The sequence below is a fragment of the Streptomyces jumonjinensis genome, assembly GCF_009600885.1.
Taxonomy (GTDB): Bacteria; Actinomycetota; Actinomycetes; order Streptomycetales; family Streptomycetaceae; genus Streptomyces; species Streptomyces jumonjinensis.
The window spans coordinates 7,827-30,687 of sequence record NZ_VCLA01000127.1 but is presented as its reverse complement, the minus strand read 5'-3'; the positions used below and the strand labels follow the sequence as shown (position 1 = coordinate 30,687).

General features: G+C 70.1%; 20 protein-coding genes and 2 pseudogenes. 20 read left to right on the top strand and 2 right to left on the bottom strand.

Annotation, left to right across the window (positions count from 1 at the left end):
* Positions 1-1,265: 1,265 nt before the first annotated feature.
* The 4 genes from FF041_RS15035 to FF041_RS15020 all read left to right on the top strand — a co-directional run bounded on the left by FF041_RS15035 (position 1,266) and on the right by FF041_RS15020 (position 5,145).
* Positions 1,266-1,802, top strand: coding sequence for an HAD domain-containing protein (locus tag FF041_RS15035; RefSeq protein WP_323391885.1), 537 nt, complete (start codon positions 1,266-1,268; stop codon positions 1,800-1,802).
* Between the two features lie 546 nt (positions 1,803-2,348).
* Complete coding sequence (locus FF041_RS15030; RefSeq protein ID WP_153523306.1) at positions 2,349-2,723, top strand: PadR family transcriptional regulator; 375 nt, start codon at positions 2,349-2,351, stop codon at positions 2,721-2,723.
* A complete protein-coding gene (locus FF041_RS15025) occupies positions 2,720-3,313 on the top strand; it encodes an HAAS signaling domain-containing protein (RefSeq protein ID WP_153523305.1) in 594 nt (197 codons plus the stop codon). The genes FF041_RS15030 and FF041_RS15025 overlap by 4 nt, the downstream gene beginning before the upstream one ends.
* 365 nt (positions 3,314-3,678) lie before the next feature.
* Positions 3,679-5,145: an FG-GAP and VCBS repeat-containing protein gene (locus FF041_RS15020; protein WP_153523304.1), complete on the top strand. Its 1,467-nt coding sequence runs from the start codon at positions 3,679-3,681 to the stop codon at positions 5,143-5,145.
* A 460-nt stretch (positions 5,146-5,605) separates the two neighbouring features.
* Here FF041_RS15020 and FF041_RS15015 read toward each other — a convergent pair whose 3' ends face one another.
* Positions 5,606-6,991 carry a S28 family serine protease gene (locus FF041_RS15015; RefSeq protein ID WP_323391884.1) on the bottom strand — a complete coding sequence of 462 codons (1,386 nt, stop codon included), beginning with the start codon at positions 6,989-6,991 and terminating at the stop codon, positions 5,606-5,608.
* A gap of 329 nt (positions 6,992-7,320) precedes the next feature.
* On the opposite strand from FF041_RS15015, the gene FF041_RS15010 reads away from it, so the two are divergent.
* From FF041_RS15010 to FF041_RS14950, 15 genes and pseudogenes are all read left to right on the top strand, one after another.
* Positions 7,321-7,755: an ankyrin repeat domain-containing protein gene (locus tag FF041_RS15010; RefSeq protein WP_153523303.1), complete on the top strand. Its 435-nt coding sequence runs from the start codon at positions 7,321-7,323 to the stop codon at positions 7,753-7,755.
* Positions 7,756-8,026: 271 nt separating this feature from the next.
* A pseudogene (locus FF041_RS37920) lies at positions 8,027-8,137 on the top strand (IS5 family transposase); the annotation flags it as partial.
* A gap of 605 nt (positions 8,138-8,742) precedes the next feature.
* Entirely contained in the window at positions 8,743-9,255 is a 513-nt protein-coding gene (locus FF041_RS15005) for a DUF1203 domain-containing protein (RefSeq protein WP_153523302.1), read from the top strand.
* An 843-nt stretch (positions 9,256-10,098) separates the two neighbouring features.
* A complete protein-coding gene (locus FF041_RS39010; RefSeq protein WP_228388225.1) occupies positions 10,099-10,311 on the top strand; it encodes a cold-shock protein in 213 nt (70 codons plus the stop codon).
* 137 nt (positions 10,312-10,448) lie between these two features.
* Positions 10,449-10,721 (top strand): helix-turn-helix domain-containing protein, encoded by a 273-nt coding sequence (locus FF041_RS14995; RefSeq protein ID WP_323391883.1) that lies wholly within the window; start codon positions 10,449-10,451, stop codon positions 10,719-10,721.
* Positions 10,722-10,850: 129 nt separating this feature from the next.
* Positions 10,851-11,642 carry a 3-oxoacyl-ACP reductase FabG gene (fabG, locus tag FF041_RS14990; RefSeq protein ID WP_153523301.1) on the top strand — a complete coding sequence of 264 codons (792 nt, stop codon included), beginning with the start codon at positions 10,851-10,853 and terminating at the stop codon, positions 11,640-11,642.
* Between the two features lie 292 nt (positions 11,643-11,934).
* Positions 11,935-13,212: a hypothetical protein gene (locus FF041_RS14985; RefSeq protein WP_153523300.1), complete on the top strand. Its 1,278-nt coding sequence runs from the start codon at positions 11,935-11,937 to the stop codon at positions 13,210-13,212.
* Positions 13,213-13,285: 73 nt separating this feature from the next.
* Positions 13,286-13,822: a GNAT family N-acetyltransferase gene (locus FF041_RS14980; RefSeq protein WP_153523299.1), complete on the top strand. Its 537-nt coding sequence runs from the start codon at positions 13,286-13,288 to the stop codon at positions 13,820-13,822.
* A gap of 484 nt (positions 13,823-14,306) precedes the next feature.
* Positions 14,307-14,618: a hypothetical protein gene (locus FF041_RS37915; RefSeq protein WP_194292043.1), complete on the top strand. Its 312-nt coding sequence runs from the start codon at positions 14,307-14,309 to the stop codon at positions 14,616-14,618.
* Positions 14,537-15,643, top strand: coding sequence for a cytochrome P450 (locus FF041_RS14975; RefSeq protein ID WP_194292042.1), 1,107 nt, complete (start codon positions 14,537-14,539; stop codon positions 15,641-15,643). The genes FF041_RS37915 and FF041_RS14975 overlap by 82 nt, the downstream gene beginning before the upstream one ends.
* Before the next feature lie 72 nt (positions 15,644-15,715).
* Positions 15,716-15,907 (top strand): hypothetical protein, encoded by a 192-nt coding sequence (locus FF041_RS14970; protein ID WP_153523297.1) that lies wholly within the window; start codon positions 15,716-15,718, stop codon positions 15,905-15,907.
* Positions 15,908-15,936: 29 nt separating this feature from the next.
* Positions 15,937-17,214, top strand: a complete 1,278-nt coding sequence (locus FF041_RS14965; RefSeq protein ID WP_153523296.1) for a polyprenyl synthetase family protein — start codon at positions 15,937-15,939, stop codon at positions 17,212-17,214.
* 30 nt (positions 17,215-17,244) lie between these two features.
* Positions 17,245-18,912 carry a prenyltransferase/squalene oxidase repeat-containing protein gene (locus FF041_RS14960; protein WP_153523295.1) on the top strand — a complete coding sequence of 556 codons (1,668 nt, stop codon included), beginning with the start codon at positions 17,245-17,247 and terminating at the stop codon, positions 18,910-18,912.
* 26 nt (positions 18,913-18,938) lie between these two features.
* Positions 18,939-20,204 (top strand): cytochrome P450, encoded by a 1,266-nt coding sequence (locus FF041_RS14955; RefSeq protein ID WP_153523294.1) that lies wholly within the window; start codon positions 18,939-18,941, stop codon positions 20,202-20,204.
* A complete protein-coding gene (locus FF041_RS14950; RefSeq protein WP_194292041.1) occupies positions 20,195-21,124 on the top strand; it encodes a UbiA family prenyltransferase in 930 nt (309 codons plus the stop codon). The genes FF041_RS14955 and FF041_RS14950 overlap by 10 nt, the downstream gene beginning before the upstream one ends.
* A 200-nt stretch (positions 21,125-21,324) precedes the next feature.
* On the opposite strand, the pseudogene FF041_RS39005 reads toward FF041_RS14950, so the two are convergent.
* Positions 21,325-21,720 (bottom strand): annotated as a pseudogene (locus tag FF041_RS39005) (transcriptional regulator); the annotation flags it as partial.
* Between the two features lie 618 nt (positions 21,721-22,338).
* On the opposite strand from FF041_RS39005, the gene FF041_RS37910 reads away from it, so the two are divergent.
* The coding region (locus FF041_RS37910) for a cupin domain-containing protein (RefSeq protein ID WP_407698159.1) at positions 22,339-22,861 on the top strand (523 nt) is incomplete at its 3' end.

Sequence of the window (22,861 nt, the reverse complement as noted above, 5' to 3'; positions counted from 1 at the left end):
CGGGCGGGCCGCCGCCGACGCGCCGGGCGTGGACGGGGAAAGAGTCTCAGGGCCATGGAATTCGCCTCCCGGGAGTGGGGGTGGTGCCGTCTCGCCGATTGTCGGGCGGTGGCACCGCACGGGGGAGGGCGTATCCCGGCCCTGCGGGGGCAACCCCCCGATCCCGCACGCCCCCTGCACCGGCCCGCCCGGCCCCATGGCCGACCCGGCCGTTCACGACGGGGGCTACCGGGTCCCACAGCCCCCTCGCGCTGTGCGGCTCTCGATGACGGCCCCGGGTGGAAGGCCCGGCGCCCTGCCCCCTCCCCGCCCTGCCTCTGGCGGCTCCAGGACGGGCCCCGGAACGGAGCCGTCCGTCCGGGTGGCTCTCACGCGGCGCGGGTGCGACGGCCCGGCAGGTGAGCCTGGCTGTCGGGGACTCACCGCACGATCTGCGGCCCGGGCCGGGCCGGCAGCCCCGTACTCCACCCGGCCGTGTACCCGGGCCCACTACCGCGCCGCCGTCCTCGGCCGGTCGACATCACCCAGACCGCGCCCGCCCAAAGGGTGATCCCCCGGCCACGACAGGTCACGAGGAGGCCCCCGCACGCCCGCGGCTCTGAGTACCCTCCCCCAGCGGGTTGAGTACGCACACCGGTGCGGCACGCCGGGCGGTCGGCGTTGGATGGGGGAATGGATCAAACACAGCCGCCCGCCACCGGTGGTACCCGGATCTGCTCTGCCCTGGCCGCAACCCTTTTCGTCCCCGCTGTCCTGGCCACCTTGTTCGTGGCCTTCTCCACTGATCGGGCGTCACGCTGCCTGACGTACGGAGAGCAGTGCGGCTGGTCGCTGCCGGGCCGGCTGTTCTGGTGGGGTGCCGGCCTGGGTGCCTTGGCGTGCACCGTCGCGTGCGTGGCGGCCACGGCCTGGGTGCGACGGCCCGCGCTGGCCGTGCAGCTCGTGGCCGAGTGCGGAGCGCTGGCGGTGATCCTCAGCCAGGCCTGACCCCCACCCGCTCCAGAAGTCCACCACCGACGCCGGGAAGGCACCGGGGACGGCGCGAACCTCACGGTTCGGGGAGCTCGTCGGCGGTGGACCGCTCGCCCATTCCCTCCGCGCTGGCGAAAAGACCGCGGCGACGACCGAGGAGGCCCCACCCCACAGGCCCTGTCCCGGCCATCCGAACCAGACATGACGTGCGGGGCCGGAGCAAGTCCGGCCGGGGCTCCTCATTCTGCTCCAGGCCCCGGCCAACTCCCTGAAGGAGTCGCTATCGTGCCGTCGTGACCGTTTCTGCTGTACAGCGTCCGCTGCTCTTCCTCGATGTCGATGGTCCGCTGATTCCGTTCGGGACAGCGCCGCAGGATTATCCGGACGGGCATCCGACGTATCAGGCAGTCCTGGAACCACAGGGGCGTCACTCAAATCCCCTTCTGGCCAGACTCAACCCCGAGCACGGACCCCGATTGACGGCGCTGCCGTGCGATCTCGTCTGGGCCACGACATGGATGGCCGACGCGAACGAGTGCGTCGCACCACGAATCGGCCTGCCGCAACTGGCAGTGGTGATCTGGCCGGAGCCCTCCGACGAAGACGAGCAGGCCGAGCGGGCCGGACTGCACTGGAAGACCCGCGCCCTTGTCGAATGGGCGGCGGGGCGCCCGTTCGCCTGGGTCGACGACGAGGTCACGAACACCGATCGGGCCTGGGTCGCTGCCCATCATCAGGGGAAAGCCCTGCTCCATCGTGTCGATCCCCGCCATGGTCTGACTGACAGCGATTATGCGACTCTCGACTCGTGGCTGCGACAGCCGGTCTGACACGGCTGGAGAACGTGAAGTGGGCGCGAGAGCGACTTGGTGGCGCTGCGGGGACGGCTCGCCGCCCGTGAGGGGACGCTGTTGGCCAATTGCGGGCTGTCTTTGCGCCCTACCCGGACCAACCGGTGGGGCGCAGTGCTGCCAGGAAGCTGATACGGGTGGGAGCGTGGGGTTTGGTGCGGTCTCCGGTGGACGGGCAGCCGGCTCCGTCGTCCGCTCCGGTCGCGGTCGCGGTGATGCTGAGCGCGCTGGACCTCGTCCCCGGTGGTGCTGGAGGTGAGGGCCCGGGCCGCTCGCGCGGCGGGTTCACCACCAGGCTCCACCTGAGCGCCGACGGCCGATGCCGCCCGCTCTCCCTGGTCGTCACACCAGGTCAGCGGGCCGACTGCACCCAGTTCAAGCCGGTCCTGGAGAAGATTCGCGTCCCGAAGCCGGGGCCGGGAAGGCCCCGCAGGAAGCCGGACGGAGTCGCGGCCGACGACCGGACAATTCCTCAGGGGATCCCCCCTTCCCCATCCGCTTGCCCCACCAGGTATCTTGCATCGCATGGAACCAGGTGATTCGACCAAGCAGGCCCGGGCAGCCACCCAGCTGCGCAAGGGTGTCCTGGAGTACTGCGTACTCGCCCTGATGCGGGACCGCCCCCGCTACGGCGTGGAACTCCTCCACGCTCTGGAGGACTCCGGCGCCCTGGCCACCAGCCAGGGCACGGTCTACCCGCTGCTCTCCCGGCTCCGCCGCGACGACCTGGTCACCACTACCTGGCAGGAGTCCACCTCCGGCCCACCCCGCCGCTACTACGCGCTCACCGACAGCGGCCGGGCCGCACTCGACGAGTTCACCCGCGTCTGGCCCGGCTTCCGCAACGCCGTCGACACCTTCCTGACCACCCCGCACCCCTCCACCGGAGACCTCGCATGAAGACCTCTGCCGACCTTGTACACGGCTACCTCTCCGCCGTCGAGCGCGAGGCCTCCGCGCTCCCCGCCGACCGTCGCCAGGAACTCCTCGCCGACCTCGCCGAACACATCGAGGTAACGCGCGCCGAACGCCCCGATACCGCGATCGGCGAGGTCCTGGCGGAGCTGGGGGACCCCCGCACGATCGCGGCGACGGCGCTGGCCGAGGCGGGGAACGGGGCCGCCGGGGCCCCGGCCCGGGGCGGTGCACCCGCCCGGCGCGGCAAGATACACCCCCTGGTACCGCTCCTGATGCTCACTCTCCCGTTCCTCTTCGCGGCGCTCCTCCCCCACGTCCCCGCCGCACAGTTCTGCAGCACCTTGTTCCGCGTCATCGGCGCGGTGCTGCTCTGCACCTCGGTGCACTGGACCTCTGTCCAGAAGACCACTGGCGTTCTGCTCACCGCCGTCCTGCCGACCGTCGCCATCAGCGTCTGGATTTCGTCCAGCGCCGCCCCGTCGGGCGACACCCCGGCCCTCCTGGCCAACCTGGCGACGCTCGCCCTGCTGACCGGCACGGCAGCATGGCTCTGGCGGGTCCGCCGCGCCTGACGCGGCCACCACCCTTATATCCGGAAATCACTCCAAAAAGCGACCACACGGCCGAAGCCCAGTGGGGATGTCCGGCTGCCGCAGTGGATCGTGGCCGATGACTCAGGAAGGCGCGCCGGAGTCCAGCGGCCCACGCCGCGGAGCGGTCCACGAAGGGCGAGCCGGGCGGTGGGCTCTGTCGCCCGGGTACGGAAGGAAGATTTCCCCGATTCTCCTACAACCCTCCTGTCCCGCCGATAAGATCTTCCATTCGTCAACCGCGCAGATGACCCCGCGAACAATTCCGGGTGAACAGGGCGGAACGCGACCCATTGACTGAGGAGGCCGGGGGATCGGCCTCCCCGCATGCCGCAGGAGAAGCCCGCATGCAGAAGAAGTTCCGTACGGCCCTGGCCACCGCCGCCGCACTCGCAGTGACCGGTGGCATGGTGACGATCTCCGCGAGCCCCGCGTCGGCGGCCGGCTCCGGTCTGCACGCCGACTTCAACGGCGACGGCTACACCGATATCGCCGTCTCCGCGTCGGCCGCCGCCGTCGCCGGGAAGAAGGGGGCCGGGCAGATCGTCGTCCACTACGGCTCCGCCAAGGGCATCAGCGCCACCAATCGCGCTCTGATAAGCCAGAACTCCGCCGGGGTCCCCGGAAGTGCCGAGACCGGCGACTACTTCGGCGCCGCCAGCGGCTTCGGCGACTTCAACAAGGACGGCTTCGCCGACCTCGCCGTGGGCGCCTTCGGCGAGGACGTCGGCAGCGACAAGGACAGCGGCACCGCCGTCATCCTCTGGGGCTCGGCCAAGGGCCTCAACGGGGGTACGACCATCGAGGACCCCGCGCCGGCCAAGCACGACCACTTCGCCAAGTCCATCGAGACGGGCGACTTCGACGGCGACGGCAAGACCGATATCGCCCTCGGCTCCACCGGCTCCACCGTCGACCGCTACCGGGGCGGCTTCACCAAGTCGGGCGGCACCGGCGGCCACGACGGCATCAGCCTGCCGGTGCACACCGGCAGCTACAACGGCATCCGTTACCTCACCTCCGGTGATGTGAACGGCGACGGCGTCGCCGATCTGATCGTCAACGCCTTCAGCACCGCCACCGACTTCAACGCCAACTACTGGGTGCGCGGCACCCGCAGCGGCAATCTGAGCGGTGGCAGCGCCGGGCTGCTGCCCGCGGGCACCATCACCGCCGTCGGCAAGCTCAACAGCGACGAGTACAGCGATATCGTCATCGGCCTGGAGTGGGACCGCACCAAGTACTCGGACGCCGCCGGGCAGCCCGCCGCCAAGGGCGGCAAGGTCCTCGTGGTCAACGGCAGCGCGAGCGGCCCGGTCCGCGGTGTCTCCGACTCCTTCACCCAGAACACCCCGGGTGTCCCCGGTTCCTCGGAGAAGCAGGACTACTTCGGCGGCGAGCTGGGCCTCGGCGACATCAACGGCGACGGCCACCTCGATCTGGCGATCGGCGCGTACGGCGAGACGGTCGGCCCGGCCTCGTTCGCCGGTTCCGTCACCGTGTTGTACGGCACGGCGGACGGTCTCTCCACCGCCGGGGCGCAGTCCTTCACGCAGGACAGCACCGGAGTGCCCAGCACGCCCGAGAAGGAGGACAGCTTCGGCAGCGATGTCAGCCTCTCCGACCTGGACCGCGACGGAAAGGGCGATCTGACCATCGGCGCCCAGGGTGAGAACGACTACAACGGTTCGGTCACCCTGCTCCGCTCCGACGGCAAGAAGATCACCACCACCGGGGCGCGCACGCTCTCCCCGGGCGCGGTCGGCATCTCCACCGCCGGCTACCCGGGCTACGGCCTGAACTTCACCGACTGATCCGCCGGACCCGTCTCACTCGCACCACCCGTCCGGGCCCGCGCACCGCGCGGGCCCGGACCTCTCATTCGAGAGTCGCCATGCGCACCCGCGCCCTCCTGCCCACCACGGCCCTCGCTGCGGGCCCGCTCACCGCCACCACCGTGGCCCCGGCTTCGGCCGTTCCGGCGAACCACACCGATGAGAGGGCGGCACCACGGAGCAGACAGCCGACCCATGAGGAAGCCGATGAATCCGCTTCCCGGACCGCCCGGGGCCGGCGAAGCCGGGGATGCGTTCCGCCCTGCGGTCGTAGCGGCGGTGCGGGCCGCGGCATCCGACCACCGGCCGTGTCACCGTCCGCAGGGGCTGGTGGACCCGCAACCGGGCCGCTGACGGTGCGGACGCATCCGGACCCCGCGCTGACCAGCGCCCCGGTCCCGATGCCAACGAGGGCTTCCGGGCTGGTCCAACGGCCAGTTCAGCCGCGAGCGGGGACCGGGACACCCGCCCACCGGAAGAGGGCGGCTGTGGCTTCGGCGCGGCCCTGGGATGGGAGGTCGGCGATCCTGACACGATGGTTGGCGTCTGGTGCCCACGCGATGCGGGAGTCACGGGTGCCGGGGCCGAGGCGGAAGGGCTCGGCGACCACGGGGTCCTGGGCTCCGTTGACGAACAGGAGGCGGCTGCCGTGCAGCCGGACCCAGCGATCGATGTCGGGCATCGCACGGCGGTCGAAACGCATCGGTATGTCGCGGGGAACGAAGTTGCGGGGCTCGACGGCACCTGGATACCGCAGGAGACCGGTCAGATGCGCGGTCGGCACGTCGAAGTACCCCATCTGGGTGCCGAGTTGGTAGAAGTACGGGATGAAGTGCTCCGCGACCGGGTCGGCGTAGACGGAGAGCACCGCGGTGGCATCCAGCCAGCGGTAGAGCTCCTCGGTGGTGGCGTCCGGCGCGGGGACGGCCGCGCAGTCCGACGCGCTCCGGTTCTGCCAGAACATCACCGGGGCGCGCAGTACGGCCGTTTCGAGGGCCTTGTCGGCGCTTCCGACGATGCGGAAGGTGCTTCCGGTGGACGTCGCCCACGCCTCGTACCGGGCCACCATCTCGTCGCGGCGCAGGAGAGCCTGCCGCTGTGCCGCCTTGAGGGCGTCGCGGCAGGAGGCGGTCCCGACGGTGTCGAGGAACCTGAGGAAGGCGGAGTCCTCGCGGTCGTCGACGTTGTTCGGCGCGGAGTACGCCACGGTGCCGTCCACGTCGTCGGGGTGGAAGCGGCGGTGGTAGACGGACGCCATGCCGCCTTTACTGCCACCCGTCGAGATCCAGGCACCGCGATAGAGCTTCCGGAACAGCTTCACCACACGGTGGTGGTCGTCGGCGGCCTGGCGGATGGTCTGGTGGGACCAGTCCACCGTCGCTGGGCGTGAAGTGCCGAAGAAACGGTGCTCGACGCCTATCTGGTTGCCGTCGAGGAGCACGGCCGGTTCGGTTCGCCGCGGTGACAGCGGCACCTCGTAGCCCGTTGTGAACAGCACCGTGGGACGGTCCGCCGACGTGTGGAGCAGGGTCAGACGCTGCTCGAAGGTGCCGGCTGACGGATCCGCGTGATCAACAGGCTGGCGCAGGCCGAGGATGAAGAAGCGGTATCCCGGTTCGGCGCCCGGCCGCTCCTCGATCACTCGGAGACCCGGCAGGTCGCTCAGTGCCTCGCGTATGTCCCCCCGCCGTTGCCCGGATCTGTCGGATGCTGCCGTCACAGCCCATGCCGCTGCCGGCATCGCCTCCGGCGCCGCGGGCACGATCGCCACGGCCAGCACCCCCGTCACCGCCGCCTTCAGCAGGCTCCTCCTCCAGGTACGCACCGCGATCCCTTCCCTCCTCCGTGCCCGGCCGTGGTGGGAATGGGACCGGGCACGGCCGATGTCTGTCCATCCGTCTCCGACCGCTCCAGTACAGCCACCGGACGGCGAAGGGAGATCCCCCACAGGTGGGGAACACCTCCCCCGCGCGAGGGATACGGCCGTCGGCTCGCTCCTTGACCAGTGCCGTCTGAAGGGGCATCGAGCCGTAGCAACAGGAAGCGGGACACGATGGACTTGCCGTCCGCTACACGGCAACCGTGCTGGTCACGGCCGTCAACGAGTGGATACGACTGGCCCCGCCACGCGCCCGGCCGCTAACCTCGGCCCTCATGAACCAGCGGCAGCAGAAGAAGCTCTCCCGTCGTCTCTTCACAGCGATTCGAGCGGGTGACACCGCCCGTGTGAAGGCGGTGCTGAGGGCTGGGGCCGCCCCGGAACGGGCCGACAGCGAGGGCACCACCCCTCTCTATGAGGCATCCGTGAACGGGAGAGCCGAGATCGCGCGCCTGCTCCTCGCGGCCGGGGCCACCCCTGACAGCGAGAGCAGCGGACTCGGCGCGGAAGGCACACCCCTGTGCGCAGCCGCGTGCTGGGGGAACACCGAGACAGTGCGCGAACTGTTGGCGCACGGTGCCGATCCGAACCTCCGGGAGGATCAGGGCACAGGCTGGTCCCCACTGGACTGGGCGCTCAACGGTCCTCATCACGAGACCGCCGATCTCCTCATCAGCGCGGGCGCGACGCCCCGCGGGAGAACCGCGTAGCACCACCCGCCCGCCATCACGGTCCCGTGAGCACACAACAGGACCTGGTCGAGGAACCTGTGGATAGTGGCCCGCGGTGTTGAGGTCGGCCTGAAGCGCTATGGCACGCACGCCGGAGACGGGGGCACAACGGTAGGCGACATGGAAGGTGTTGGGCGTCGCGGACGCGGAGACCACCGTCACCTGGGGCAGTGGCTGCTGGACCTCGGCGGAGGCGGGGCGACTCTCCGCAGTTCGAGCCGGTTCTGGAGGCGACTCGAGTGCCCCGACTGGGCGTGGGCGGCCCCGCAGGCGACCGGACCGGGTGCGGGCCGACAGGGCGTACGACTCCCGTAGTAACCGGGCCTACCTGCGCAGACGCGGCATCAAGGCGACCATCGCCGTCCCTGCGGACCACGTCTGCAACCGCCAGAAAACTCGGCTCCCGGAGCGGCCGGCCGCCGAAGTCCGGCATGACCGACTACCGTGAGCCGCCACGCGGTCGGATGCGGCATCACCCGCCTCAAGCGTCACCGGGCCGTGGCTGCTTGCCGTCCGCTACGAGGCGACTGTGCTGGTCGCAGTCCTCAACGGGTGGCTGTGATCGAATCGACCCGCATCTTTGTCGGCGAAGCCGAGATGGCGAATCGCGTACCAGTCCTGCCCTCGCATGCCCTGTCCCTCCCCGTTGGACGATTCGCGGGCTGAGGCTGTCTCCGCGCTCCCGGCGGAGCTCGGTAATTTTCCGGGAGCAGCCCTCAAGCGCCCCACCGCCCCGCGGGCTCGGGGAGTGCCCGGAGCACCGTCCGAGCCGTCAGCCTGCGCCGACCGGCTGTCCAGCTTCCCGGGTTCGGGCGTCCTTGACTGGGCGAACGAGTCCAGGTGTCCGCGCCAGTCCCTGACCCTACTAGGGCGTGTTTCGAATGTGCTGGCGTGTCGGTGTCTCTGACCCAATGTGATGTCTGATTCCCGCCAGCATCGACGATCTCAACCACGCAGCCTGAGTGCATGACGACAGTGACTTACCAGCCGACGGCCATCGCTCCCCACGTTCTCGATGAGCTCCGAGAGTGCGACGATGCCGGCATGGTTCGCCGTCCCTACGTGTGCGACATGGTCGGAGCGCCCTTGCGCTGCTGTTTGCGCCGTAGCCGTGCCGGCGAGCGGATCTCGCTGGTGTCGTACGCTCCGCTGCGTCGGTGGGCGGCGGAGGTGGGCGTGGACCCGGGGGCCTATGACGAGGTGGGCCCGGTTTTCATCCACGCTGACCGGTGCAAGGGCCCAGATTCGGCGTTCGGGTATCCGTTCGCCGAGACCGGGGCACTGCGTGTCTTCCGCTGCTACAGCGCCGAAGGTCAGATCACGGGTGGCACGATCGTGCAGTTGCCGGGGGATCCCGGTCAGGCACAGGCCGCCGTGGACCTGGCGCTGCACACGGCCTTCGCTGCCCCTGAAGTCGCACTCGTGCACGTACGGGCGGTGGAGTACGGCTGCTTCCAGTACGAGGTGGGCAGGCCCTGACCACAGGCCCAGGGCCACTGCTTCGTTCGGGCCGTCGGGGGTAACGGCTCATCGGCGTTTCTCCGAGTGGACGAAGGCCAGGGTACGGGCCAAGCTCCACACACGCCGCCGTGCCACCCGTCAGGGAGGGCGACTCACCGACGTGAAATTCTCGGGAACCCAAGCCCGCCGCACACCGGTCCCGCCAGCGCCCGGCCATGGGCTCGCCATCCTGGCAGGCATCACGAACTCCCACAGTTTCACACGCTTCTCACACAGATCGAGCCAAGGCTGTTCACCCGTGGTGTGGTGTCGATGTTGTGCCCGTCGCGGTGCGCGACCTGTCCGTCCACGCGGTGAACACCGTCGCCAAGCGCGCTGGTACCCGGGCCCCGCGCCGCGCTGTCCCCGGATGGGTGCGGGGCGGTGGCTGTCGCAGATGGCAACGTCGTGAATGTCCGCCACGGGGGGAGCACACGATCGACTGCGCGGCGTGCGCGACGGGGGTCGTGGCCAGGGTGATCCCGGCCGTGGTCGCCAACGGGGCGCGGCTGTGAGAGCGGCTTCCCAGCGCAGACGGATTCCGCCCGGAGGGACCCGCTCCGTCCGTCCGGGCGTACCGGGGGGCTGGTGACTGTACGTCGCGGCCGGTGCCCGTTCGGCTCTCCCGGATGGCGGGGTCCGTGCGGGCCGGTTGAGGATCGCGCTATGCCCTTCTCTCCCCGGTATCGCCGGATGTCACTGCTGTCCACTCTGGTCTGCGCGCCTGTGCTCGCGCTCGGTACCCTCGTTGGCTCGTCCGTACCCGCTCATGCCGACACCGCACAGGCCGTGGCTCCGCAGGTGCCGGAGCAGCAGCGCCAGCTGCTCAACTTCGGTACCGTGAAGTGGTTCAACAACCAAAAGGGATACGGATTCATCACCCCCGATATCCCCGGCCCGGACGTCTTCGTCCACTACTCCGCGATCCTCCTTCCTGGCTTCCGGACCCTCGACGAGGGCCAGCGAGTCGAGTACCAGGTCGTCCAGGGCCCCAAGGGCCCGCAGGCTGCCAACGTCGTCCCCCTCCCCCTGTAACACCATCCCCACGAGAGAGACTCGTGAGGACGCTCCATGCACACTTCCCGTCCGTCCGGGCCCTGACCGCCGCCGCTCTCCTCTCGCCAGCGGTCTCGTCATGACCACCGCAGGGCCCTGGCACCGTCGAGGAGACCGTGGTGGCGATGATCCGCCGCCGCCGTCTGGAGCACTGCCGGGCCCACCTGCTCCGCCCTGAACTCCGGTGCCGTCCCCTGCACTCGATCGCGATCAGCTGGGGCTTCACGAGAGAGGACGTCTTCGGGCGGGCGTTTCGCGATGCCTGCGGCATGAGCCCCCGCGACTCCCGCCAGTCCGCGGCTCGTGCCGTTGCGGGGCTCCCCCGTGATCCGGGACAGAACGACACCACCGTCTCCCCTTCCTGCCCGCACGACGAGCGGAGGCTCTGAAGGCTCTGACCGACCATCGACAATCGGCCACCCGGGCGCGGGCCACCCTCCCGGAGTGACGGGCTCCGCTAACGTGCCCCCCGGCCGCCGGCACCGAGCGGCCGGGGCACCGGGCAAGGAGCATGACGCATGACGTTCACGAACTGGGAGAACCGGTCGGTCATCGTGACCGGCGGGACCCGCGGCATCGGGCACGGGATCGCCGGACTCTTCGCCAGCCGGGGCGCGGCCGTGCTGCTCACCGGCCGCGACGGGACGACGGCCGCCGGGATCGCCGCCGAACTCGCGCGGACCACCGGTGGCCGGGTCGCCGGGATCGGCGTGGACCTGCGGGAGCCGGAGGCGATCGAGCGGATGGCGGCCGAGGCCGTACGTCTGCACGGAGGGATCGACGTTCTCTGCGCCAACGCGGGGATCTTCCCGGAGAAGCCGCTGCGCGAGATGACCGCCGCCGATGTGGACGAGGTGCTGGACGTCAATCTGCGGGGCAGCGTTCTCTCCGTACGGGCCTGTCTGCCGGCGATGGAAGCCGCCGGACGGGGCCGGATCGTCCTCACCTCCTCGATCACCGGCCCCGTCACCGGCTACACGGGCTGGTCCCACTACGGCGCGAGCAAGGCGGGCCAGCTGGGCTTTCTGCGCGGCGCGGCCCTGGAGACGGCCCCGTACGGCATCACCGTCAACGCCGTCCTGCCCGGCAATGTGCGCACCGAGGGGCTGGGCGCGCTGGGCGAGGAGTATCTGCGCGGGATGACGGCCTCGATCCCCGTCGGCCGGCTGGGCGAGACCTCGGACATCGCGCACGCGGTCCTCTTCCTCGCCTCCGACGAGGCCGCCTTCATCACCGGCCAGACCCTCGTCGTCGACGGGGGCCAGACCCTGCCGGAGTCCCTGGACGCGCTCGCACCGCCCCGCTCCTGACCGCCGCTCATCAGGAGGCGGCCGGACCGAACCAGAAGGGGCACCACTTCGCGCCCCTCCAGTGGCCGCCCGTCGGGGGAGAGGCGAACCCGCCCGGCGGGCGTTTACACAGGTCAGCGGGGTGCCCCTCCGAAAGCTCAGGAGGTTTTGGGACTTCGGGCGGGGAGAAGGCAGCAGCCGCCGGGGGGCGGTGCGTGAGGTGGTGATGCTGTGATTCGTTTGCCCGAAATATGTCGGGGCCCAGACCTACAATCGATCGGGATGTCGAGTCCGGACGAGGGGGCTGCACGAAGTGTCGCTGAGGGATGAGTCCGAAGACATCGTCGTCCATGTGGCGGAGGATCGAGCCATCGTGATCGATGCCCCCTCCGGGACGGAGCGTTCACGTTGGGGGCACCGGGTTGCCGACCTCACCTCCAGCGAATGGGCGGCTCTCCTGCGGACACTGGACCCTGTGACCCGGTCCTTCATCGAGTCTCAGCGTCTGACCGCCCGTCTGGTCGAGCTCGACCGGACCTCTCACCAGATGATGAGGGCTGCCAAGGTGATCACCGAGGAAGGGGGTTGGATCCAGAGCACCATCCGTAACGATCGAGGCCAGGTGGCGCGTCTGATGCGTATCCGTCCCGCCACGGGTGTCGCCGCCATGTCAGGTGGGGCAGCCATCCTGGGCGCCATCGCGGCTCAAGCTCAGACTGCCGAGATGGCCCGGGACATCAAGGCCATCCGGCAGCGGATGGACGAGCTCTGCAAACACCTGCAGTCCGACCAGATCGGTGCCGTCGAGAATGCCGTCGAGCAGGTCGAGGATCTGGTTGCGCGGCTGCGTGCTCACGGCAAGCGCGGTGCCAAGGCGAGCGAGTTCTCGGTCATAAAGAACAGCCTGGGTGATGCGAGGCGCAAGTGCCTTGGCCATCTCAAGGATGCGGTCACGAGGTTGGAGAACGCCGAGCAGGGGTCCCCGCGTAAGGCGGAGAAGAGCCTGAGCAAGGGGGCTGTGGAAGAGGCGATGCTGTACCTCGACCTGCTGGCGAAGTGCTACGCGGCTACGGTCCAGTTCGGACTCGCCCAGATCGCCTTCGAGTATCACCAGAAAAAGCCTGACGTCGCCAGGACCCTGGCCGAGCGCATCACTGAGTCCATCGCCGAGCTCCGTGCTGAGATCGAAGACGTCCATGGCCGGCTCGGCCAGCTTGAAAAGAGCATCCGTGCCCGGTTCCGGCCCGTGTCGAAGAATGTGAAATTGCTGTCTTCGGCGTCAGGAGTCATCGCGACGACTGCGTCTGCCGCCGCGAAAGAGCTGGCAGGAAAGTCTGTGGCCCTGGGTCGACTTCGTGGAACCTCGATCTCGCTCCCCGCGGCTTCTACCGCCGTTGGTGCTGGCGTACTGCTCCTCGGTATCGGAGGCGTCAACGCGGTGGCTCAGTTCCGTGCGGAGAAGAAGCTGGACGAACGCCTGGGTCAGCTCGCGGGAGCCAGGGGCAAAAGCTCCCAAACCCTCGATCAGGCGGCACCGAGTCTTGAAGTGCTCCGAACCCTGACCGAAGAGCTTGCCGGACCCGGCGAGTGAGTTCACTGGCCTTGGGCTGGCTGGTCCTTCTCTTTCGGATCACTCTCACGGGCGTGGGATAGGGTTGCCCGCCATGACTGAACTCGGACCCGTCGCCTGGCCACCTGCCCCGATCAAGACCGAAAGGCTCGTGCTCCGCGAGCCCGAGGCCCGGGACCGTGCGGCGGTCATCGAGCTGCTGGCCTCGCCAGAGGTGGGCACCTACCTCGGTGGCCCCCGGCCGCGTGACGAGCTCGAGCGAGAGATGCCGGGGGCGCCCAGCCCGCGCCCCGGCCTTTTCATAGTCGATCTCGACGGAGCGATGATCGGCCAGATCACGCTCTACAAGGAAACGGGGCACCTTCCTCAGGCCGCCGGGAAGGCCGAGCTCGGCTACCTGTTCCTGCCCGAGGCGTGGGGACGCGGGTATGCCGCCGAGGCGTGCGCAGCAGCACTCGACTGGTTCACCGGCGCGCTTCCCGGCGAACCAGTGGTGCTCGCCACCCAGACCGCCAACGTCCGCTCGATGCGCCTCGCGGCGAAGCTGGGGTTCATCGAGGTGGAGCGGTTCGAGGCCTACGGCGCCGAGCAGTGGTTCGGCGTGCGGTCCTCGGTCACGCCGTCCGGTTGAGCCAGCCCGGGTTCCACCGGCTTCATCGGTTGCGAGCATCGAGACTCAGACAAACTGTCGGTCTCTGTGCTGAGCTTGATCAGCGGACTGTGCGGACGGCGTCTCCTTGAGAAGTCCGGGCCGGCGCACATGGCCGATCCGGGTGAGCCCACCTTGGGTACCGCTGGTGAGGCTCCAGTCGGGTTCCGCTGGGCTCGGCGAGTGGGCGTGGAGGGCGAGCTCAGGGGACGCTCCCACGGCTGGAAATCGTTCGTTCGTCATGCTCCGCCGTTTCAGGTGCGCGCCGGATGCGCAATCTGGTTACGGTGAAGGGTCTTGGTGCAGAGGCGGGACAGGGCAGGTTCGATTCATTGCGTCTCCTACGCCGTGGGCGTTCGGACGGAAACATACCGGGACGCGCAGCCCGCTCTCGGTGTGCTCTCCGATGTGCTCCCGGTCCCGGCCTTTGGGGCTCCTTCGCTCATGGGCGGGGTGGAGGTGTCCGATGGCTGCTCTGAACGATGTGGCGTCGGTCCCCACCGCAGCGGGGCGGTTGCCGCTGATCGGTCATGGACTCGCGTTGGCGCGGCGCAAGCAGGATTTCCTGTGCGACCTGTCGGTCCACGGCGAGTTGGTACGGCTCTATCTCGGCCGCTTGCCCGTCTACTACGTGCACGGTCCGGAGCTGCTCCGGCGCATGCTCGTCACCGACGCGCGCAAGGTGGCAAGGGCTGGGTGTACGACCGGATCAGAGCCCTCGTCGGCGACGGGCTGGTCACCGCGGAGGGCCCGCCGCACGCCATGCATCGCCGTATGATCCAGCCGGCGTTCCGCAGTACGCGCATCGCCTCGTACATGGACGTCATGAACCGCGAGGCGACGGAGATGGCGCGGTCGTGGCAGCCCGGCCAAGCCGTCGCCGTCGACCGTGCCGTCGCCGAGCTGGCCGGCATGGTGGTGGCGCGTTCCCTGTGCTCCTCCGCCCATATGCCCGCGCGGACGGCCAGACGACTGGCGTTCCTGAACACGTCGGTGCTCAAGGTGATGAGCGCCCGATCCCTGCTGCCGGCGAGCGCGTGGGAACGCCTTCCGCTGCCGAGCACCCGCCGCACCACGGCGCATGTGGCGGAATTTCATCACCTCGTCGACGATCTGATCGCCCGCTACCGCGCGGACGACACCGACCACGGTGACCTGCTGTCCGTTCTGCTGGCCGCACGCGACGAGGACACCGGCTCCGCCATGACCGACAGGCAGATCCACAGCGAGATCACGACCCTGTTCGTCGCGGGCATCGAGACGACCTCCGCCGCGCTGGCCGGTGCGTTCTACGAGCTGGCCCGGCACCCGGACGTCGAACAGCGGGTCGTCGCCGAGCTGAGAGAGGTTCTCGCCGGCCGCGCGCCCGCGCTCGACGACCTGCCGCGGTTGGATTACACGCAGCGGTTCCTGCGTGAGGTGCTGCGCCGCTACGGCATCTGGTTTCTGATGCGGCGTGCCGTCGACGACCTCGAATGGCGGGGGTGGCGGATCCCGGCGGGCACGACGTTGCTGTTCAGTCCGTACGCCCTGCATCACGACACCGGGCTGTACCCGGACCCGACACGGATCGATCCGGACCGTTGGCTGGACGACGACCGGCCCAGAGAAGCGTTCCTGCCATTCTCCACCGGTCCGCGCGGGTGCATGGGCGAGTCCTTCGCGTGGGCGGAGCTGACCGTCGTACTGGCCGTGGTCCTGAGCCGTTGGCGGCTGCGGCCCGCTCCCGGCTCGGTCGTGCGCCGCGTGGCCAGCAGCTCAGTGCGTCCCGAGCCGTTGCGCATGATCGTCGAGCCTCGCTGACCACACGGGTGGGTCCTGTATCGGGTCGAGCGGGCCGCCGGCCGTCCAGCGGCGTCTGAGAGGAATCAACCCATGACCGCGCTATCCCAGACCTCCGATCTCGACGTTCCGGCCCGGCTGCGGGATCCGGAAACGCTTCAGGACTCCGCGCTCCTCGCCGAGGTGCACGAGGGCGAGGAGAAAGGCGAGGAGAAACCGGAACGGCCGGTGTTCCGGTCCGCGCTGAGCCTGCGGACCTTCGAACGTTCTCCTGTCGCCCTGTGACCCGCACATACTTATGGGGAGGCCCGCTCATGCACGTTCGCGCCGACCAGAGCGTCTGCGCCACCTCGGGGCAGTGTGCCGAGAGCGTGCCCGAGGTGTTCGCCACCCGGGACGACGACGGGGTGGTCGTCGTCCGCACCCCTGCCCCGGATCGCCGGCTCTGGCAGGACGTACGCGACGCTGCCCGACGCTGCCCGGTTGCCGCGATACTTCTGACCGAGCCCGAGGACCGACCCGTGTCCACCGACGGCAGGCCGGACGCCTTCACGGCGAGAACTCCGAACACAGTGCCCGAGCCCGGGACGGGCGCGACGGAGAGCAACCGTGAACTGCGCTCCCTGACCCTGTCGGGGCTCAGGGCCGCCATCGGCCGGCTCCCCGCCTCCCTGCGGTACACCGCCGAGTACCAGTTCGGCTGGACGGACGAGCGGAGGCGACCGGCTCAGGACTCCCCGGGCAAGCTCGTCCGCCCCACTCTGGCCCTGCTGTGTGCCCGGGCAGCGGGTGGCCGGGCCGAGGCGGCCCTGCCCGCCGCCGTCGCGGTGGAACTGGTGCACAACTTCTCCGTGCTCCACGACGACGTGATGGACGGCGATATGACGCGCCGCCACCGCCGGACCGTATGGGCCGCGTTCGGCACCGGCAAGGCCGTCCTGCTCGGGGACGCCCTGCTGGCCCTGGCGCTCCAGACCGTATCGGCCCTGGGCCGGGCCAGTGCCGCCGTGCTCAATGACACCTTGCTGGACATGGTCCAGGGCCAGGCCATGGACCTGGACTTCGAGAAGGACACCACCGCCACCCTGCCCGAGAGCCTGACCATGGCAGCCGGAAAGACCGGGGCCCTGCTGCGCTGTGCCTGCCGTCTCGGCGCGCTGAGCGCGGGCGCGGACGACGACCGGGCCGCTCTGTTCGGCGAGTTCGGCGAGCACCTGGGGCTTGCCTTCCAGCTCACCGATGATGTGCTCGGCATCTGGGGCGACCCGCGGACCACGGGAAAGCCGGTCCACTCCGACCTGCGGTCCCGCAAGAAATCCCTGCCCGTGCTCGCCGCTCTCGCCTCGCCCGGCCCCGCCGGTGAACGGCTCGCCCTCCTCTACGGCCGGGACACCGCACTCCCCTTCAGCCCCGGCGAATACGCGGAACTGGCCACGCTGATCGAGGAGGCAGGGGGCCGTTCCTGGACCGAGCTCCGTGCCCGCCGAGCCCACGCGGACGCCCTCGCCGCTCTGGAACGCGCACGGCCCGAGCCCACGGCGGAAGCCGGCCTGCTGGCGCTGGCCGACACCCTGATCCATCGCGACCACTGACCCGTCCACACCCACGAGGAGTGCGCAGCGATGCACGAGCAGAACAAGGAGCACCCGGCCGTTCTCCGTTCCCTGGCCGGGTGGCGGACCGGGGCGGCACGGGCCGCCGCCGAGCTGATCGCCGAAATGGCCGCATACCCACGGGGAACCATGTCGCCATCCGTATACGAGACGGCCCGGCTGGTCAGCGACGCGCCCTGGCTGGACGGCCACGACGCCCGGTGCGCCTTCCTGCTGCGTACCCAGCGCCCGGACGGCTGGTGGGGGCAGCCCGACGGCTACGCTCTGGTGCCCACCCTCAGCGCTGTCGAGGCACTGCTGCGCGAACGCGACCGGCCGGACACCGACCGGTCCCGGCCGGACACTGATGGGTCCCGGCCGGATACCGATGGGGCCCGGCCGTCCGCCCCCGCGCTCGCCCGTGCCGCCCTCAGAGGGCTGTGGGCTCTGGCCGACGAACTGGCCGCCGATCACCCGGCCCCGCTGCCGGACACCATCGCGGCCGAGCTGATCGTCCCCTGGCTGGTCGAGGAGGTGAACGACCGGCTGGACGGCTCCGGAGGGCGCCTGGGCGCCACGGCGCTGGTTCTGCCCGATGGCGTCGCACAGAAGCCGCCGGACCGGCTGCGCACGGCCGTGGCCACCGGGCAGACATTGCCGGAGAAGCTCTGGCACACCCTGGAGGTCCTGGGCGAGCAGGCCGCCGACGCGCCCGGGGTCCGCCTTGTCGCCTCGGCGGTGGGCTCCTCGCCCGCCGCGACCGCCGCCTGGCTCGCCGGCCGTCCCCGGCAGGAGGCTCCCGCCTCGCTTCTCCGCGAGATCCAGGCCCGCTGGGGCGGCCCGGTTCCCGGGGTGACGTCCATCGCGGTGTTCGAAAGCGCCTGGGTCCTCGGCTGGCTCCTGGACGCCGGAGTACCCGTCACCATCCCACCGGCGCTGTCCGCCTGTCTGACGAGCAGCCTCGGCCCCTCGGGCGCGCCCGCAGGCCCAGGGCTGCCGGCCGACGCCGACGACACCGCCGCCGTGCTGCACACGCTCGCCCTCGCCGGACGCCCCGCCCCGGTCCACTCGCTGTGGAGCTACGAGGCCGATGACTACTTCGTGTGCTTCCCCCACGAACGCACCCCGTCCACCAGCACCAACGCACATGTTCTCGAAGCCCTGCTGGACGCAGCGCCCCCCGACGAGCCGGCCGGGGAACTCGCCCGCCGTCGCGGCGCGGCCCACAAGGTCGAGAACTGGCTGCTGGCCCAGCAGCATCCGGACGGTTCCTGGGACGACAAGTGGCACGCCTCCGCGTACTACGCGACGATGTGCTGCACCGTCGCCCTGGCCCGCGGCCACCACCCGGATGCCGCGAACGCCCTCGCGCGTGCCGCGCGGTGGACACTCGCCTCGCAGCGCCCCGACGGCTCCTGGGGGCGCTGGGAGGGAACCGTGGAGGAGACCTCCTACGCCATCCAGACGGTCCTGCGCGCTCACCCCGCCGACCTGCCGCCGCCGGTCGCCCTCGCGGTGGCGGGCGGCTGCGGTTTCCTCCTTGACCGCCAGGAGGAAACCGTCTTCCCGCCGCTGTGGCACGACAAGGACCTCTACGCCCCCGTCACCGTGGTCAAGTCGGCCCGTGTCACCGCCCTCCACGCCGCTGCGGCCCGCCTGGCGCCGGCTCAGCCGACCGGCTCCGCCGCCGTACGGTGACGCCGAGCGGACGGGGCGACACGTCGATGGCCATCGACAGACTGCGCCTCAGCTTCCAGGGCCTGTCCTTCCTCGACGCGGTCGCCGCCCGGCCGGAGCGGTCCGTGCGGCTCACCCGGGCCCCGGCTCCCCATCTGCTGCTGTGGGCAGCCGACGATCTCGCGGAAGTGTTCCGCTCCGAACGGGACATGTGCCTGGAACAGAGCGACACCCTACGGCCGCTCGTCGGCTCCACCTCCTTGCTGTTCGCCAACGGCCCCCGGCATGACGCCTACCGGCAGGTGATCGGGCCCGCGCTGCGGGGCAAGCGGCTGACCTGCCACATCCCCGCCATCCGCACCATCGCGGAGCAGGCGGGCGACGAACTGGCCATGCGACGTTCGTTCGTGGTGCCGGAGTGGGCCCGCCGGGTGACCCTGCGCGTCATCGGTCACATCCTGCTCGGTGACGGAAACAGCGCCCTGCTCACCCGGGTCGACACCCTGGTGGAGCAGATCCTCGGCACCCCGTGGCGCACCCTGCGCTACCGCTATCTGCGCCCGCCCGCCCCGGTGCCCTCCTTGTGGAGTGCCTTCCTGCGCGACCGGGACATGCTGCGCGAGGAGCTGAAGAGCCTGCGCCCGCCGCTCGCCTCCGGCTGCCCGGTCCTGGCGGCCGAACTCGCCTCCGGGAAACCGCCGCTGGGCCCACTGGACGGAGACGAGCTCGCCGACCAGCTCATCTCGCTGATCTTCGCCGGCCATGAGACCACCGCGTCCGCGATCGCCTGGACGCTCTACTGGCTCGCCGGCCACGACCGGGTACGCGGCGACCTCAAGGCGGAACTCGCCGCCAGCCCGGCCGACGGCTCCTCGGCGGCCGACCTCCCGCTGCTCGACGCCGTGTGCCGGGAGTCCCTGCGTATCACACCACCCGCCACCCTCGCCGGAAACCGGACCCTGACCACCGACGGGGAACTGCTCGGCCGCCCATGGGCCAGGGGCACCACACTCACCCCCTGTGTCTACGCGGCGCACCGACAGCCGGACCTCTACCCGCGGCCGGAGCGGTTCGACCCCGGCCGGTTCCTCGGCCGCAAATGGCCCGGGCAGCAGTACTTGCCCTTCGGCGGCGGCACCCGGCGCTGCCTGGGCGCGGATCTGGCCATGCTGGAAATGCGGATGGTCATCGCCGCCGTACTGCGCAGGGTCGAACTCGGCCGTCCGGGCCCGCGGGACGGCATCCCGCGGCGCCGCGGCCCCGCCATGGGCCCCCCGCCCACACTCACCCTGGCAGTCGGCCCATGCCCCTGACCTCCGACCGCCGCAGCCGGCGAGCACGGGACCTCTACCGCGTCCACCGCCTGGAGTTCCCGTTTCCCATCGCCTACCTCTGCCATGCCCTGTGGGGCGCCGGCTTCGCGGCCACCTCGCCCCAGCAGCTCGCCCACCCCCTCGTCCTCCTGGCCGTGCTCGCCAATCTGATCCCGTTGATCGCCCAGAACGTCCTCAACGCGGCCATGGACATCCCCATCGACGCCCGTACACCCGGCAAAACCGGTGTCGCCCAGGCCGCGCTGCGCCTGGGCCGGACCCGCCTGATCACCATCGCGTCCATCGAGATGGCCATCGCCCTGCTCCTGGCCGTCAGCATCTCCCTTCATCTCGGCCGCCCGCTCATCGCCGCCGCTGTAGCGGCCGGAATCCTGGTGGAGTACCTGTACAACCTCGAACCGGTCCGCCTGAAGAAGCGCGGCCTGGCCAACCCCATCAGTCTGGGCCTGCACTTCTCCCTTCTGCCGTGCCTGTCCACCTTCACCGCCGTCCGCCCCGACATACCCGGCTGGGCCTGGCCGCTCTTCCTCGGTCTGTGGCTGCTGCTCATCGGCCGCACCCTGTGGTGGTCCCTGCCCGACGCCGCCGCCGACCGCGCCGCCGGACTCGCCCCGCCCGCCGTCCGCCACGGACCCTCCCGCGCCCTCGCCTACGCCACCGCAGCGACCACCGCCGCCCTCGCCCTCATCGCCTGGGGCCTCTCATGGGCTCTCGGTCCCCTGGCCGCCGTGATCGGCACGGCAGGATGCAGCGTCTTCCTGATCGGAAAACTCCGTCTGACCAGAGCCGCTCTCCACACGCTGCACGAAACCCATATGCGCCGGCACACCCTCGCCTACGTGGTCGGCGCCGACGCGCTCCTCGTACTGCTCCCCCTTGTCGACCGACACTCCGTATGACCATGTACCTGAGGATGCGTCCTCCGGTTACGGCGACGCCGTACACCACGGGCATCACCCGCTTCCCCGCCGCCTACTACGGCGTGACCGAATAGCCCTCAGACGCCCCGCGCCCGTCCAACGGGACACTGCTCACCACTCCGGGCCCGTGATCTCCTCCGCCCTGCCGGTGGCCGGTGGCCTGTGGCCGGAACCTCCGCCTACCGCTGCTCCTCCCCGCTTCTTTCGTCCTCGACGGCCTCCGTCCACGCACTGGCGCCCCGTGGGTGGACATAGGCGGGTCGGACCAGGTTGCCGCTCGTGCGGAATGGTTTGCCGTCGTCGTCGATCCGGACCGACCCGTGCTGCTTTCCGCTGGGCCACTCCAGCTCCAGGTACCGGCTACGTCGTGTGCCCGAGCACCGGCGGTCACGTAGAAGACCTCGGGGTCGGACTCGCTGACCTTGTAGGGGAAGCCCCCGCTGCCCGGACCGGGGAGAGGCGTGGGGCCGCCCGGAGCCGAGGTCCACGGCGAAGGACTTCGTGGACACATTGCCGCCGCAGCCGACGCCCATGGCGTAGTCGTTCCAGGCGAGCGGCGTGCCCTTTTTCACGATAGCGAAGACCAGAAACGTCGCCAGATTCTCAAAGCTGTCTCCTGACCGACAGCCCCACCCACCGTGGCGCTGCCCCAACCAGTGGCAGCGCAATCGCCTGCCCCCGCAGGGACAGAACACGCGCCACCGCCCGGCGGGATGGACGCACGGATCGTCGGAATGGTCTGCACGCACTGTCACCACACAGTCCATGGACCGTCGGTAGCGTCGGTGCCGGAGCGGAGATCGCTCCGGGCACCGGCTTTCGCAGGTGTGCACACCGGCATAGGGGAGAACCGGAAATGCGAAAGGGCCGGGGCGCTTGCATGGAATCGGCCAGGAGATCGGCGGCCGGAGGGTGCCTGGAAGCCCTCGAACGCCCCGCCTGCGCCGTTGCGGTGGGAAGAGCCGCGGCCCATCGCCCCCATGCTCGGAGGCCGGTGCGCGGCATGCGACCGGGCCGTACCACTGGGGCAGCCCTGCTGTGCGCGTCTTGTCCGAAAAGGCGGGTTCCTGCGGTGCACGACGGTCGTAGTGTCGTCGTGCCGGAGACCGGGAAGCGGATTTTCTGCCCGTTCTCGTCCTCCAGTTGGAGAGGCGACCACGGAAGTCAGGGGGTGGTCCGCTATGTGGTCGTGGATGTCCACGGACGACATACCGACGCAGGAACGAGCGGACTGGTATCACGACATCATCGCCAACACTGTCGCCCCCACCAGGATGGCGTTCACCAACCCCGCAACCTTCGCCGCGCGAGCCGGGGTACTGAACCTGGAGAAGACCGGAGTCTCCCGCTTCTCGCTCGCAGCTCTCCAAGCCTGGCGGACCCCCCGCTTGATCAGGCAGAACGACCCGGAGCACTACATCCTGGCGCTGATCACCGGAGGCGCGATGCAGGTGTCCCAACTCCGCAACGACACGCTGGTCCGCCCCGGTGAGGCAGTCCTCTTCAACACCTTCCACCCCTACAACGCCAGCACAGCCAGCGAGGAAGGCGCCGCCTTCACCCTCCTGCACATACCCCGTGACGCGGCTCCGCTTCCCGTGGACCGTCTCGACGAGGTACTCGCCCGGCCGTTCATCACCCGGCAGGGCATCGGTGCCATCCTGCGCCAGTTCCTCACCTCCCTGGAATCCCACGCTTCCGCGTGCACCCCGCACG

Coding starts and splice junctions, on each gene's coding strand:
- FF041_RS15030 (WP_153523306.1), top strand. CDS start 2,349: ATGGAACCAGGTGATTCGACCAAGCAGGCCCGGGCAGCCACCCAGCTG.
- FF041_RS15025 (WP_153523305.1), top strand. CDS start 2,720: ATGAAGACCTCTGCCGACCTTGTACACGGCTACCTCTCCGCCGTCGAG.
- FF041_RS15020 (WP_153523304.1), top strand. CDS start 3,679: ATGCAGAAGAAGTTCCGTACGGCCCTGGCCACCGCCGCCGCACTCGCA.
- FF041_RS15010 (WP_153523303.1), top strand. CDS start 7,321: ATGAACCAGCGGCAGCAGAAGAAGCTCTCCCGTCGTCTCTTCACAGCG.
- FF041_RS15005 (WP_153523302.1), top strand. CDS start 8,743: ATGACGACAGTGACTTACCAGCCGACGGCCATCGCTCCCCACGTTCTC.
- fabG (WP_153523301.1), top strand. CDS start 10,851: ATGACGTTCACGAACTGGGAGAACCGGTCGGTCATCGTGACCGGCGGG.
- FF041_RS14980 (WP_153523299.1), top strand. CDS start 13,286: ATGACTGAACTCGGACCCGTCGCCTGGCCACCTGCCCCGATCAAGACC.
- FF041_RS37915 (WP_194292043.1), top strand. CDS start 14,307: ATGGCTGCTCTGAACGATGTGGCGTCGGTCCCCACCGCAGCGGGGCGG.
- FF041_RS14970 (WP_153523297.1), top strand. CDS start 15,716: ATGACCGCGCTATCCCAGACCTCCGATCTCGACGTTCCGGCCCGGCTG.
- FF041_RS14965 (WP_153523296.1), top strand. CDS start 15,937: ATGCACGTTCGCGCCGACCAGAGCGTCTGCGCCACCTCGGGGCAGTGT.
- FF041_RS14960 (WP_153523295.1), top strand. CDS start 17,245: ATGCACGAGCAGAACAAGGAGCACCCGGCCGTTCTCCGTTCCCTGGCC.
- FF041_RS14955 (WP_153523294.1), top strand. CDS start 18,939: ATGGCCATCGACAGACTGCGCCTCAGCTTCCAGGGCCTGTCCTTCCTC.
- FF041_RS14950 (WP_194292041.1), top strand. CDS start 20,195: ATGCCCCTGACCTCCGACCGCCGCAGCCGGCGAGCACGGGACCTCTAC.